Origin of the sequence: Vibrio sp. B1FIG11 (assembly GCF_905175335.1) — a bacterium.
Taxonomy (GTDB): domain Bacteria; phylum Pseudomonadota; class Gammaproteobacteria; order Enterobacterales; family Vibrionaceae; genus Vibrio; species Vibrio campbellii.
Genome location: NZ_HG992752.1, coordinates 2065623 through 2079120 on the forward strand (window position 1 = coordinate 2065623; position 13498 = coordinate 2079120).

A 13498-nucleotide genomic window follows, 5' to 3' on the forward strand; every position below is an offset into this window, starting at 1 on the left:
GACAAAACTGTGCAATTAACAGCAATGTGCCTCTACGAAGAAGAAAGAAGACTATATCGAGACCTCTTTTTTCAAGCGGGCCATGCTGAGTCATACATTATTACGCCATCATCAAAAGGCAATAGCAGTATTCAGGCAGAGTTCGTCCCAATCAAGCTCGCAATTCAACCTGTAGAGGCGCACCTTGCTTGGGCAACAGAAGGCTATTTCTATCACTTCATAGATGAAAAGCTTCACATGGAATATCAAGTCACAGGTAACGGAAAATGGTCTCTTCAAGTGACTTTTTCCCGAGATGACAATCTAAGTAATGAGCTTGTTTCTGACCATCATTACACATCATGCGTGCTGCCATATAAAGTCAATCAAACACTGGTTGCTAACCAATACGTTTTCTACCAAAAAGAAAAGCTAACCGTGAAAACGCTTAGTCAGATTGATGCGGGATGGCTAGATAAAAATGCCTCAAGACTCGAACTCGATACCATCGTAAAAACCCGCCACCAGCCCCTACTTGTAAGGCACCGACAAGAGCATTTTGAGTGCAACACAGCGACGTCTCCGATAGAAAGTATTGGTACAGTGCACCTTACGGGGGATGCTTGGGGAGATTATCAAACGAGCGAACTATCAGATGGATGCGTACATATTTTAGAAGACAAAACCATCTCAGACTATGTACCAATAGTTAACGTCAAAGCGACAAGCACAGAGCTTATAGATACCTCACGCTTTTATTACACACCGTTTACTAAAAATCTCGATGTCCTTATTTCAGAAGCATTTGGCATGTTCAATACGAACGACAATAACGCCAGCATCCTATTTAATAATGCCAATCAGGCAAAAAAATTCGCAAGTATCTTGGAAACAGAAAAGGATCTCATTATCGCAGTTAACGCGACTAACAGAGGTATTTCACAAGAAGAATCGCAAACCTTCTTTGAACAAGTTGATGAGTTTTATCAAACCCACTATCAAATCAAATACGACAATACGTCCGATTTGTCACCTATCGTTCATGTCGTTGGTCATGGAAGGCCTGAAGGTGACAGTCTTGCATCAACCCCTGACGAGAGTGAAGAGATATTCACCTTTGAGTTGGTGAAGAAATTAAAAGATCTTAAGTTACCTCCATCATCAATAATTAAACTTGATTTTTGTTGGAGTGCTTGTCAATTAAGACCAGAAAACATTACCAGAGAAAAAGCAATTCAACATATAAAAAATGGTGAGTTGGAATTGTTATTTGGTGACCCTAGCAATAGCTTTCTCGGAGAGTTTACCCAAGAATTAGCAGAAGGATGGCCAGAATTTAAAGGTGTGGTTGTTGGTTATTACGGCTCAGTAATGAACACATTGAAAGACAACGTATTATCAAAAGATGGCTCATGGGTGAGAGCGTATGCAACGGAAATTGAATTGACTGATGGTATATTGTTAATGCACAAAGACGAGTTTAATAAAACTATTCACATAAAATAATAGAAAAGATGATGTGGCATCCAATCGCCACATCATCGAGCTCGAACAATAAGTTTCGCACCAATAAGCGATAACTATATTCAATTCTACCTAGGCTCATCAATCCTCCTACCGAGATAAATCCTTTACTTATACGACTCGATAATTTGACACTCAGTGCACTAATACTGCCATTCTGTCCTAGACTAATAAGAAGCCGTGTAACGCCTTGTTAGCTAATGCTTTTACTAGGCACTTTTAACATGCTTAACACTCAGAAAGGCAAAGGATGAAGATTTCAAAAGGCATTGAAGAACAAGGCATCCCCGTTGGCAATTATTACGACAAGTACAACACTCAAAACCCTATTGCTCGAAAGTTGATGCAAGGCTTCGACCGTAACTTAACGGAACTGGTCAACAACGTAGCACCACAATCAATACACGAAGTAGGTTGTGGGGAGGGCGTATGGGTACTCAAATGGCAGCAGCAAGGTATTGATGCCAAGGGCAGTGACTTCTCTCATCAAGTCATTCAACTCGCGAAAGAAAATGCTCTGTCTAGTCACCTAAAAGAAAACCTATTTGAACAGAAGAGTGTCTATGACGTTGAGGCAGCGCATGACTCTGCTGAGATGATTGTTTGCTGCGAAGTACTTGAACATTTAGAGCACCCAGAACAAGCCCTCATCGCACTCCAACAACTTAACGCCTCCCACTATATTTTCAGTGTCCCGCGAGAGCCACTGTGGCGAGTACTGAATATGGCGAGAGGAAAATACCTACAAGATGGTGGTAATACGCCAGGACATATTCAGCATTGGTCAAAACGGACATTCAAAGCACTGCTGTCCCAGCATTTCGAGATTCTTGAAGTGCGATCCCCGATTCCTTGGACAATGGTACTCTGCCAACGAGTCGAACATGAGTAAGGGAAAAATAAAACTCATCTTAAAGTGGCTCGGCAGGTTGATTACTGTGTTTGCCATCGCGTTCGTCGTTGCGAAAATCACTGATTATTCTCAGCAAATAAACATAAAGTCCCTTTCCGCTCAAACTTACTTCATTACGGCTTTCTGCGTCTTACTTTATGCGTTCGGTAACTTACTTTTAGCCCGAGCGTGGGGGCTCTTGTTGTCTGGTTTAGGCTCTCAGCTAAAGCGTGACTCCATGATTTGGGTATTTGGATTGTCCCAACTCGCCAAATACTTACCGGGCAATGTTTTTCATTTCGCCAATCGGCAAATCCTTGGCGTGGAACAAGGCATCAACAACCATACCTTGTTGAAATCCTCAGCTTGGGAAGTCGGGCTAATGATAGTGACGGCGAGTACCTTCAGCACCTTTCTCATCACTTATTACTTCCCTAGCCTAACGTGGCTCAGTGTTGTGTCTTTTTTCACTTTAAATACCGTTCTAGCCGGTATTTTGCTGCGAATATCGAGCATCGACTGTGTAAAAGCGTTTGGGTTGTACCTGATCTTTTTTACGTTGTCCGGTAGCTTATTCTCTTCAGTATATTTGAGCCTATCTACTCACGATGGGGCTGGACAATGGAGTCTGCTTATTGCTTATTTTGTTATCGCTTGGCTCGTCGGTTTTCTTACGCCTGGCGCACCTGCAGGGTTAGGAGTGAGAGAAGCCGTATTGCTTGTTTTATTGGGCACGACAGCACATCAAGAAACACTATTACTCGCCGTGCTGCTTTCACGCATCATCACTGTTTTTGGCGAGCTGCTTTTCTTTGTCATCGCTTCTTTCTGTCGGCCACGACATAAGATTTCGACCGATTAACGTTTATACCCTTACTCAGACTACTCTCCCGAGCGCTTTCTCCGGTGCTCGAATTCGTTTTCCTCTTTGGTGTGTTCTTGCTTTTCTAGCTTCTCTTCCAAGACTTCAATTCGGTGCAATACCTTTTCCGTCAACTTCCGGTTGAAACCAATTAAATCAGCAACTAACCCCATTAATAGCGTGATGAAGCCGAGAATCAATAACGTTGAGCCAAGCACCAAAGACTGCACATGACCATCGCCTGCTCCATGAAAGAAAAAGTACAAGAAGCGCATAATAGGAATCACACCACAAACCATGGCCACAAGACCGATAAACAGGAACACCTGCAATGGCCGATACATGGTGTAGACTCGCACTAACGTCGATACCGACATTTTTAAGAACTGCGGAATGCTTTTGAATAAACGGGACTCTCGCGTCTTCTCATTGGTTCGAATCGGGACAGAAACCACATGTAAACGCTTAGCGCTGGCTTGAATCAACATCTCGATGGTGTAGCTGAAGTCAGAGACAATATTGATTTGCTGCGCTGCACTTCGGCTAATGGCACGAAAGCCACTCACCGCATCACTGACTGGTAATGCTGTAGCTTTAGCAATCACGAAGCTGCCAAACACTTGCAAACAACGCTTAAAAAAAGAAAAGTGTTTATTGCTGTATCCACCGCGATCGCCCACCACAATCTCAGCTTGCTGATCTAAGATGGGCTTGACCAACAACGCAATATCTTCCCCGTTGTATTGGTTGTCGCCATCGGTATTTACGATGATGTCCGCATGCTGACGTAGACATTCTTCCAGCCCTTTACGAAAGGTGTACGCAAGCCCTTTGTTGCTGTGGTTAATCACGATGTGATCGACACCTAATGACTTAGCAACCTCTGCCGTACCATCGGTCGAACCGTCATCGATGATAAGAATTTCGACCTTATCAATACCTTCAATTTCTCGCGGTATGGTATGGACGACCGCGGCCATGTTATCCGCTTCGTTGTAGCACGGTATCTGGACTATCAGCTTCATCAAATCCCCTTCCTTATGCTAGAGCAAAGCTCAAAACCCGGTGAACAATACGTGTGATTGAGAGACGCTCGCTGGCCGATGTAAATGATCCCCCCAACGCATCACAGCCTCGCCAGCAGAGGCCGAACTTACTTGGTATGAACCTTTCGATAGATAACGAACTTGGTCACTGTTCCATGTTTGTCCGTCGAGCAAAATATCGATCTCTCCCTCAAGGGTGTATTCACCTTCAATATGAATTCGAATCACTTGTAGCTCATCTGCCTGAGTAAAATGCAGCACTTTTCCTGCGACAAAGAGTTGTTGCCAGTGATGAATATAATTCGATTTCAATGCCTCACTATCTTGCGCGAGTAACCAGTCTTTTGGCTCCGAGCCGCCATGTTCATCTTCTTTAGACTGATTAACGTTAAGCGCATTTACACCAAGCACATCTAAATAGTGCGTATTAGCCACAACAAACACGGGATTCGCATTTTCTATCGCGGATTGAATCACAGGGATGCCTCTGGCTTGATAATCCTCATAGCCCCAAGTGCTCATAAAGAATCCCTGCTTTGAAAAGCTGGAAATCATGGAACAGCGATCGATGTAAGCGACAGGCTCAGGAAAGATCTTATGAATTGCCTCGATAAAGTCGCGTTGATAATCCAGCGTGCTTTTCGTCGGAAAAACGAAGCCATTGACCGCAATAGAAACCGCGAATAGGCCTGGGATCATAATGGAAAAAATGTGGCTGGCCTTATCATTCAGATAATGATGAACCCCATCCCATGCAACGGCAAACAACACACATACCGGCGCTAACATAAAGGCGTAGTAATACGGAAAGGCATTTCGATACAACAATAAGGTACCGAGCAACAGTACCAAACTCAGTAACTTCAGAGACGTAGCACGGTCAATTTGAACTTGATTAAAGCAAGAGAACACCGCAAAGGCGATACCGAGCAGTAAAGCGATCCAATAACCAATGTCCGTCACCAATGAATGCTGGAAATAAAACCATCGTGGAAAGAACTCTCTTTGATTCATGGTCTTATCCGCTGCACTCAACATAGAACCCGCGTCTGCCCCGCTACTCAAACCACTAATGGTGAAATAGTGCCAACTGTAGAGAATCGCAAATGACACCAATACCGAGCAGCCATAAATCAAAATTTGTTTAGCGTATCCCACGCGATCTTGTGCCCAATAAAAACAAACCACTGCCGTCATTAAGAAAATGGGAATATACAAAGAAGTCTTAAGTGTGATGAGCAGAGCGACGGCGGTAAGCACTCCACAGACAACCGAAAGGCGCCAAGTGAGTTGATTCCGAAAGACATAGAACAAAGAGATCATGACGAGGAAGGTCGCAATAGGATCCGTTCTAAAGCTCGCCCCCATTCGGACGTTGAATGAGAACGCAAAGTAAGCAAGTACCGCAAACAAAGCCCCCGTGACACTGCACTGAAGTCGGCAAAGCTTATAAATGCACAGACCAGTTCCCAACTGAAACACGAGCATGACTAATCTAGCGGCAATAATTTGATCAACTTCATTGCTAGACACATGCTGTAGCCAAGTGAAGAAGTGGATATGAAAGGTTTGAAAACTGTTGATTGCTTCACCGTTAATCAATTGGTGAACAAAAGAAAGGTAATAAAATTCATCCCAGTTAACTTCGTAACGAAAGGCCACATAAAAACGTGCAACCACGGCAGCGAAAAGCAACGTCCCTAATATCAGAGCGGAGCGAGGGAGAACCTTGCTCTTTGATTGGTTGCACTCGTCTACTTGCTCGGTTGTTTCCATAGGTACACATTCCTTGTTGACCTACTTATCATTCATCCTCTTGTTACAAGACTCTTTCCGTTTGAAGGCGCATAAGTACTTGAACAATTTTGACCAAACCCGTTGTCAGTATAGTTGCTCCTAAACATCCACGAAGGATTCTCTTGGTTACAACAAGATTAAGCGACAACCTCATCAGAAATCACGTGTTTACTCTCTCTCAGCTTGAACGAGGTAAAAGCCCACCCAAACGAGCATTTTGAATGGTTGTGATTGTTATGTGCTTCAAACTCGCACCAACAATTCTTGAACACTCGCCTTGCACTGACTACAATGGCGCACTTTTTCTAATGACTTCAAGGTCACACAAAATGACAGATACAGCTAAACCAGCTCTACCAGATCGCCTAGCGGGTAACCCACGTAGCCCATTCTTCATCAAAGAATGCTTCGAGCACCAAATCGGTATTCGTATCAACGGCCAAGAGCGTACTGACGTAGAAGAATACTGCATCAGCGAAGGTTGGGTAAAAATTGCTTCTCCTAAAGCAAAAGACCGTTTCGGTAACCCAATGCTTATCAAGCTAAAAGGCGAAGTTGAAGCGTACTACGTGTAAGCATACTCATAAAACGAATGCTACTAATCACTTTGCTCTCAAGCGACATGGGGTATTCGTTTTGATAGAAACAGAAACCATTGGTTTCTGTTTCATTTAATCACTAACGGCTAAAACTCCAACCTCTCCCCCCCCCCCCCCGAGGTATTCATACCTACCAATAATACATTCTCTATGGTTCGACTTAACATAGAGAATCATTATGAACACAATAAAACTCGTCTGGTCAGTTGGGAAATCAGCCAGTAATGCAAGGCAAGACGTACTTAGCATTCAAAACGCACTTAACCTTGTCAGCAAGCATATTGGCCTTAAAACCCCATTGAGAGAGGATGGAGAGGTAAACAGTGACGTCAATCACTCCCCCACTTGTCTGGCTATTGGGCTACTGCAAAGTAACATTTTGCATTTTAAGCACCCCGACTATCGAATAGATATCGGTGGGAAAAGCCATTTAGCTCTACAGCATTTATATCAAAAAGAAAAAGAAGTCGTTGCACCTACTTTCAGCTGGCCAGACGTCACACCTCAAATTGGGCTTTGTGATCAGGATTTCGAAAATGCCTCTATGTCGCTCGGTTTCGGCATTGCAGCAATCAAAGCCGTGTCCGACGTAGAGTCTAACGGCTGTGGCTTTTTGAAGTGCGGCAAGCCGCAAATTTTATTTGAAGCACACAAGTTTTCCAAATACACCCAACACAAATTTGACGACTCCCACCCCAAGATTTCATCGAAAAAATGGCAACGCGGATTGTATTTAGGCGGAGAAAAAGAGTACGGGCGTTTACAAGAAGCAATTGAGCTTGATAGCCATGCGGCACTTCTATCCACCTCATTTGGTCGCTACCAAATTATGGGCTTCAATTATCAAGCTGCGGGTTACAATAATGTCGAAGATTTCGTCAGTAATATGTTTCTGTCTGAATCGAAGCACTTACAATCGTTCGTTAGTTTTATTCAATCTAACTCTCAGCTTCACCGTGCGCTCAAAGCCAAGAATTGGCCATATTTCGCGTGTCTGTATAACGGCCCTGATTATGCGCAAAATAGCTACGATAAAAAGCTTGAGCGGGCCTACCTAAATTACGCTTAATCTCCAATCACACTGCTAGCTTGCCTCGTCGGCAAGCTAGCAGTCTTTTCGAGACTGATATACCCCACTAGAGTATCTCAACGAAAAAAGGAGTGACGCGCGGCATTGCCTTCGAGGCTGCGTTGCAAACGTTTGACCCGCTCGATGCCGAACGTCAAGTCACTCGCGAGTATCTGCTTTACGCCTTTACTGCTAGCCTTAAGTGCTGCATAACGCACCACATTGATAATCTCAGCACCAGTTAACTCATGATCACACGCTAATTGAGTGAGCTGTATATCGGGTTCTAAACGCTCATCTTCGGGCAACGCGTTTTTCCACAGCGCCAGACGTACTTTCTCCTCTGGCTTAGGAAAATAGACCGTGGCTTCAAAACGGCGAAAGAAGGCTTCGTCGAGATTATCCTGCAAGTTGGTCGCTAAAATAATAATGCCTGTGAAAGCTTCAATGCGTTGCAGCAAATAGGCTACGTTCTGGTTAGCAAATTGGTCGTTGGCACCGCTAGTTTGCACCCGCTGACCAAACAGCGCATCCGCTTCATCGAAAAACAGTAACCAGTTGTACTTTTCCGCCATGGCGAAAACCTGCTCCAAGTTCTTTTCAGTCTCACCGATGTACTTAGACGTAACCGCACCGATATCTACCCGATACACAGGCCGCTCAGTCCGTTTTCCCAATAAAGTCGCGGTAAGTGTTTTTCCAGTGCCCGGCGGGCCATAAAATAGGGCGCGAAACCCCGGCCTTAGCTTGCCCTCCAGTTGCCATTCCCTTTCCAATGCGCTGCCATGCTGTAGCCAAAGTTCGATTTCATCTAGCTCATCGTAGACAGATTCAGCCAATACCAAGGAATGCCACTCTAAAGAGGTGGTCAGCAAACTGGCAAGATTATTCACCATTGCAGGTGGATTGGCATTCTCCCCAAGCAGATATCGGTTTAGCACCTCCGGTTTTAACTTCAGTGGTTGCCACATTAAAGGCGATGAATCTGAAGCCAAATCCAGATTTAACAGCTCATATGCCTTGGACTCATTCACACCAGACAACCATTGAAACACGTTTTGGCGGTGTTCAACGAAACTTTCACCGAGCAAAAATGCCAAGGTTTGCCCCGTCGCCCAAACCACCCCTTCATTTTCCAACAGCCCAAACTCAACATATAACCGATGCGTGTGTTCATTCGGCGGCATCAGTATTTCAAAGGTTTCGGGTTGAAGGTGAGGAATAAGCGCTAAACCAATCGCAATCTGTTCAATATCGAGATGCTCACCAGATAAAGAATGGGGTTGGTGAAGTTTCGGAAACTCGTCAATAGCTAAAGTATTGTGAGGTTCGCGTTCAAATTGGAACCGTTGTTCTAATCGCAAACGAATTAAAGAACGGCACTGCGTGAGTGCCGTGGAGGTTTTCATATTTTTCTCCAAAGATAACCGTTGGGCTAGAATCGCCTTGAGCATTTTAAAACTCATCATGCACCTAGCATAGAAAGTATATCTATTTCTATTTCTCTTTATCTACAATTGCATCAATCATCATCACCACCTCACTTTTAAATCTATTAAAAATACTTAGTGTAATTTCTGCATTCTTAGAGCCTCCCTCTGTCACCTTTTCAATCTCCTTAGTCATGCCACCCCAAACCTCCTTTATAGCCCTCTCGGTATCATGCTTGGGGTTAAGTATTTTGTCACCCTTGTTGTAATAAGATATTAATACATTCTGATTCTTTGCTTTAAATTTATGTGCTCTCTCAAGTGCATTTTCTTTTTTGCTTTTTGGTAGTATAAGTCCAAGTGCAGTACCCAAACCAGGAGGAAGAAAAAAACCACCTATAGTCAAGCTAGCTTCTTTTGCAAACTGTAATAGTGTTTGATTCCAATAACTTTTGGTACGATCATTCAACACCAAAAGCGTGCTATCGTATATATCCCTAATTGCATCACAATAAATTGAAAATTCATTGTAACCATCAACTGAAATGTTATCATCCTCCCCCTCTAACGCCTTAGCTTTCATCCATCCTTCTTCTCCACTGCTCACTATTTTAACCTTATAGTACCCACCATCGCGATTGCTGATTATCTCTACATGTGTTCCAATACCATATTGATACTCTTTGTATATTTTACTTGTCAAGCTACCATCAATCTTGTCATAAATATTAGGCTTGCTTTTGTGAAGATTTGCTGGACACACAATAATAGTTTCTGTACCAGAAGGGATTTTCCTTAATTGAGTAACCCCTCCAAGTCTATTACATCTCTGTATTCCATACTTCACACTAAAAAGATCACAATACATCCTTTTATTTTTAACCGAGCTATTCTTTGTCATATTAATTCTTTTTTGTGCAAACATACATTTAGTCCTTATTAATTATATCGAGGCGTTAGTTATACATATTCATCATGTTTTTATATAGTTAAAATAAACTTATCAGGTTTTCCCAAAAAAATTGCATCTAACCATAACAACACTCGCTCTGACTATTATTTTCCATAAATTGCCAAAATACCCAACTCAGTCGCATACTTTTCCAGCCAAGGCTCATCATTAATGTCCACACCATTAATATTAACTGTCGGTTTCACCATTCCCTTAGCTTGTTGGATTATATGCCCCAACTCATGGGGTAAATGCTGCTCCTGCCCTGGCGATATATAGATATATCGTCCTTGAGCATATGCGTGGGCCTGAACTTGCTCGGGCTTGTGAGAGTTATAAAACACCCTTACGTTACTTAGATTAATTCCCGTCAGCTTTTCCATTCCCCGCCGTAATTTAGGCGGTAGTGGTTTAATCGTCGCTTTAGGGCACTTTCCTATTTCCATTATAAACTCTCCATTCGTTTGAATTTATATTTTCACTATAGGTAGAAGTGGAATAATTACTCAGGCTAAAAAATGAATAAGCTGGGATAATTTATGGTTAGAGGCATTGATTTATTTAATTCGTTGTTTCGCCTTATTAATTCATCAGTTACGCAGCTAATTTATTTCAACTGTCTTTATTCTTATCTGATGACAGTAACCAGAGAAATAAGGAAGGACTTATGTCATCTTCACCACAAGACTCGACCAACAATTCAGACCAAGCCAAGGTCAATCACAGAGAGCCTGTAGCTGATCATGCGATTATTCAACGCGAAACCCAGTCCAATGAAACCACTGCCAGCGTTGAGGAGGCTTTCGTCGCATCAACACCTATCTATGTTGCAGGCAAACTGCGCGTTGAATTTGCCAATAAAGGACTTGAAAAAGAGTGCGAAGCCGCCGCGCAAGAGCTATCTGCGGTGACCAAGCAATCGGTCTCACCACACGACTACGGCACCATATTTGGTTATGAAGCTGGAAAAGAAAGTAACCATAGTGCCTACCTAAGCCGTAAAACTCGCCCTTACCGTTATTTAGCGGAAAATGCTAAGTGGGTACTCTCGGTTGATGAACAAGACACTTACGTCATTGAGCCACACAGCGTGGTTGAACTGAATGAGTTCATCCATTTCTTGAAACAGAGTGAACAAGCAGGCAGCAGCAGTCATACCCTGTGCGTGATAGTTGGTGAACAATTGGGGTATACCGAGAGCGGAAATGAAGAAGCCGCCGTGCTACCAAAGGTACGCTGCAAACATATGTTTGCTTTTAATGCTGACGCTCAAGCCATAGAAAGCAAACTGGGCGAGGCTGGACTCAACACCACTACCAAAGCCATCAACGACTTGCTACGCTTACTCAATGTAAAGCAAAACAGCGGCAACTCCGACTTAGAAAGGGCGAAAAACTTTTTGGCGTTCCGTTACCCTGACATTTATGCCGTTCGTGCCAGCGAAGCGGCCATACATCTTGATACCAAGCTTAATGCCTATCAAGAGGATAAAGAGCAGGAATTTTTACGCAGTATCGATACACGCATTGCTCAAAGCGCTCCAGGCCATACCCTAGTCGATGTTATTTTTCATTACCAACGCAGCGTGAGTGGCCGCCAGTTTAGCTATTATGCAACCGTAGATGTCAGCCAACTTTTCCCTTACTTACACTCACCTTTGAGTGACTATATTCCTCACAACTAATAGGAGTGCCAACATGACCACCCTACCTTACTCATCTCAGCAATCTGATGTAATTCAAAGGCATATCGCGGCGCCTTCATTTGGCTTGCAAGACTTAGCGGGTGACGTCTATGTCCTTGGGTGTATTAGCGCTGACTGGCCAGACAAAAGTGTCGAGAACGAGTTTCGCAGCAACATCAAGTGGATTGCCGAACACGGCATCGACATCAGTCAGCCAGACTTTTGCCGTAAAGTAGAGCCTTGCTCCGCAGCGCTTCCCTTAGCTAACCATCAGCCAAGGAATAAAGACAAAGATCTGGAATGCATTCGTCAGGTGTTGAAAACAAGACGATGCCGCTATCTGGCCAGAGAACTCGACTGGTATTTGGAAGATATTCACGGAAATCGACTCTACCGACTTATCCCCAGTGAATATAATATGCAGCAACTTATCAATGCGTTAGTTGACTATGACTCTACTAATCCATCAGCGATCAACGCACTTGTCGTGGGCAGAGCCAGTGGACAACTAGGGGAACTAGATTCCGTAACCGTAACCAAATTCCGCTCAATGGCTGCGCATGATATTGCTAAGAACCTGCCGAAACTGCATAACTCGCAGTCATGCCGTGATCTCACCCATGTGATTGAGTTGTATCTTTCACTGGCAAACAACAACGGTGCTACCGATGAAGAGCGAGCCCTCAATTATCTTCTGACTTATGGTTATGACTTTTATGAACGTATGTATCGCCAGCGAAGCGATAGCAGCCATCAATCTATTCATTTAGTCAGTGTCGATGCGCGCTCTCATTACGCTGGGGAACGAACGTTGGTCTATGTCGTGTTTAACTTCCAAGATAGCAAAACCAGCGCGGTGGAATCCTGGTACTCCACTGTCGACGTCACGGATCGTTTTCCATTCCTTGTCAGCAAGTTTGAGCCTTACATCAATGTTCTCTAGCTACGTTCCATAACCATAATGGAATCAACAACGCCACCTTTGTCTGGTGGCGTACACCTCAGAGCTACAACAGGTTAAGCCGCGAGCCTTAAGCCCCATACGAACTTACCTCTCCAATGGATGCCCCCCTTCTCAACATTACTATTTTTGCCACAAAACTCCATGACTTAGCCCAATCGCTGTAAGAAAGAGCAATCGACAATAGAGGAGCATGTAATATTAGGAGGACACCATGCAAGGTAAAAAGCAAGTCACTCTTCAAGCATTGGTCGAGGCTATTCTTGGCTCTGCATCTGAAGCGCAAAAACAAATCGACAGTGCTCAAGTCGCCTCATTTCAACAGTGGTTCAATCAAGATGGGACTCCCAAACAACTTGAAGTGAGAATTCCAGACTTAGATAACCCATCAGACAAAGAGGAGGTCAAATATAAGACCGTATCTATTCCTACCATCACCTTATTCCAACCTTCACCACTCAAAATCAAACATATGAACACCAAGTTCGAAATTGGTTTAGATGACTTGGTCGAAGTAACACCTGTGGAAAATCACTCCAAGGCTCACAGCATGGTGATAGAAGCAGAAAAACACATTCTAGCCAGTCTATACAACGACCATAGTTCGCGTATGGCTAGCGTCGAAGTTGAGTTCGAAAATGGGGAGCCTTCGGAAGGTTATCTACGTTTGATGAACGAATTGTATAAACTCATTTAAGGAAAA

Annotated in this window: 13 protein-coding genes; 8 read left to right on the forward strand and 5 right to left on the reverse strand. The window is 43.6% G+C overall.

Annotated features, from left to right (window positions below; translation table 11 throughout):
- The first annotated feature begins 9 nt into the window (after positions 1-9).
- From KHO06_RS25830 to KHO06_RS25840, 3 genes are all read left to right on the forward strand, one after another.
- On the forward strand, positions 10-1485 hold the full coding sequence (locus KHO06_RS25830) for a hypothetical protein (RefSeq protein WP_212582886.1): 1476 nt from the start codon (positions 10-12) through the stop codon (positions 1483-1485).
- Between the two features lie 268 nt (positions 1486-1753).
- Positions 1754-2395, forward strand: a complete 642-nt coding sequence (locus KHO06_RS25835; RefSeq protein ID WP_005429106.1) for a methyltransferase domain-containing protein — start codon at positions 1754-1756, stop codon at positions 2393-2395.
- A complete protein-coding gene (locus tag KHO06_RS25840) occupies positions 2388-3257 on the forward strand; it encodes a hypothetical protein (protein WP_212582887.1) in 870 nt (289 codons plus the stop codon). The genes KHO06_RS25835 and KHO06_RS25840 overlap by 8 nt, the downstream gene beginning before the upstream one ends.
- A 20-nt stretch (positions 3258-3277) precedes the next feature.
- Here the strand turns inward: KHO06_RS25840 and KHO06_RS25845 are convergent, their stop codons facing one another.
- Together KHO06_RS25845 and KHO06_RS25850 are read right to left on the reverse strand one after the other, a co-directional pair.
- The gene (locus KHO06_RS25845) at positions 3278-4282 is read right to left on the reverse strand and encodes a glycosyltransferase family 2 protein (RefSeq protein WP_212582888.1); all 1005 of its coding nucleotides are present in this window, start codon (positions 4280-4282) and stop codon (positions 3278-3280) included.
- 30 nt (positions 4283-4312) lie between these two features.
- Positions 4313-6079 carry a hypothetical protein gene (locus tag KHO06_RS25850; protein ID WP_212582889.1) on the reverse strand — a complete coding sequence of 589 codons (1767 nt, stop codon included), beginning with the start codon at positions 6077-6079 and terminating at the stop codon, positions 4313-4315.
- A gap of 350 nt (positions 6080-6429) precedes the next feature.
- Here KHO06_RS25850 and KHO06_RS25855 point away from each other — a divergent pair, with 350 nt between their 5' ends.
- On the forward strand, positions 6430-6675 hold the full coding sequence (locus KHO06_RS25855; protein ID WP_005374689.1) for a DUF3297 family protein: 246 nt from the start codon (positions 6430-6432) through the stop codon (positions 6673-6675).
- 202 nt (positions 6676-6877) lie between these two features.
- Positions 6878-7768: an N-acetylmuramidase family protein gene (locus KHO06_RS25860; protein ID WP_212582890.1), complete on the forward strand. Its 891-nt coding sequence runs from the start codon at positions 6878-6880 to the stop codon at positions 7766-7768.
- A gap of 77 nt (positions 7769-7845) precedes the next feature.
- Here the strand turns inward: KHO06_RS25860 and KHO06_RS25865 are convergent, their stop codons facing one another.
- From KHO06_RS25865 to KHO06_RS25875, 3 genes are all read right to left on the reverse strand, one after another.
- Complete coding sequence (locus KHO06_RS25865) at positions 7846-9177, reverse strand: ATP-binding protein (RefSeq protein WP_212582891.1); 1332 nt, start codon at positions 9175-9177, stop codon at positions 7846-7848.
- An 88-nt stretch (positions 9178-9265) separates the two neighbouring features.
- Positions 9266-10123 (reverse strand): hypothetical protein, encoded by an 858-nt coding sequence (locus KHO06_RS25870; RefSeq protein ID WP_212582892.1) that lies wholly within the window; start codon positions 10121-10123, stop codon positions 9266-9268.
- Between the two features lie 131 nt (positions 10124-10254).
- A complete protein-coding gene (locus tag KHO06_RS25875) occupies positions 10255-10596 on the reverse strand; it encodes a DUF4157 domain-containing protein (RefSeq protein ID WP_212582893.1) in 342 nt (113 codons plus the stop codon).
- A gap of 221 nt (positions 10597-10817) precedes the next feature.
- On the opposite strand from KHO06_RS25875, the gene KHO06_RS25880 reads away from it, so the two are divergent.
- From KHO06_RS25880 to KHO06_RS25890, 3 genes are all read left to right on the forward strand, one after another.
- Positions 10818-11834, forward strand: coding sequence for a hypothetical protein (locus tag KHO06_RS25880; protein WP_212582894.1), 1017 nt, complete (start codon positions 10818-10820; stop codon positions 11832-11834).
- Between the two features lie 13 nt (positions 11835-11847).
- On the forward strand, positions 11848-12777 hold the full coding sequence (locus KHO06_RS25885; RefSeq protein ID WP_212582895.1) for a hypothetical protein: 930 nt from the start codon (positions 11848-11850) through the stop codon (positions 12775-12777).
- A gap of 232 nt (positions 12778-13009) precedes the next feature.
- Positions 13010-13492, forward strand: a complete 483-nt coding sequence (locus KHO06_RS25890) for a DUF2589 domain-containing protein (RefSeq protein WP_077262660.1) — start codon at positions 13010-13012, stop codon at positions 13490-13492.
- Positions 13493-13498: the final 6 nt, after the last annotated feature.

What these genes read in the sequence shown, in the direction of transcription:
- KHO06_RS25835 (WP_005429106.1), top strand. Translation starts at nt 1,754, where the DNA reads ATGAAGATTTCAAAAGGCATTGAAGAACAAGGCATCCCCGTTGGCAAT.
- KHO06_RS25840 (WP_212582887.1), top strand. Translation starts at nt 2,388, where the DNA reads ATGAGTAAGGGAAAAATAAAACTCATCTTAAAGTGGCTCGGCAGGTTG.
- KHO06_RS25845 (WP_212582888.1), bottom strand. Translation starts at nt 4,282, where the DNA reads ATGAAGCTGATAGTCCAGATACCGTGCTACAACGAAGCGGATAACATG.
- KHO06_RS25850 (WP_212582889.1), bottom strand. Translation starts at nt 6,079, where the DNA reads ATGGAAACAACCGAGCAAGTAGACGAGTGCAACCAATCAAAGAGCAAG.
- KHO06_RS25855 (WP_005374689.1), top strand. Translation starts at nt 6,430, where the DNA reads ATGACAGATACAGCTAAACCAGCTCTACCAGATCGCCTAGCGGGTAAC.
- KHO06_RS25860 (WP_212582890.1), top strand. Translation starts at nt 6,878, where the DNA reads ATGAACACAATAAAACTCGTCTGGTCAGTTGGGAAATCAGCCAGTAAT.
- KHO06_RS25865 (WP_212582891.1), bottom strand. Translation starts at nt 9,177, where the DNA reads ATGAAAACCTCCACGGCACTCACGCAGTGCCGTTCTTTAATTCGTTTG.
- KHO06_RS25870 (WP_212582892.1), bottom strand. Translation starts at nt 10,123, where the DNA reads ATGTTTGCACAAAAAAGAATTAATATGACAAAGAATAGCTCGGTTAAA.
- KHO06_RS25875 (WP_212582893.1), bottom strand. Translation starts at nt 10,596, where the DNA reads ATGGAAATAGGAAAGTGCCCTAAAGCGACGATTAAACCACTACCGCCT.
- KHO06_RS25880 (WP_212582894.1), top strand. Translation starts at nt 10,818, where the DNA reads ATGTCATCTTCACCACAAGACTCGACCAACAATTCAGACCAAGCCAAG.
- KHO06_RS25885 (WP_212582895.1), top strand. Translation starts at nt 11,848, where the DNA reads ATGACCACCCTACCTTACTCATCTCAGCAATCTGATGTAATTCAAAGG.
- KHO06_RS25890 (WP_077262660.1), top strand. Translation starts at nt 13,010, where the DNA reads ATGCAAGGTAAAAAGCAAGTCACTCTTCAAGCATTGGTCGAGGCTATT.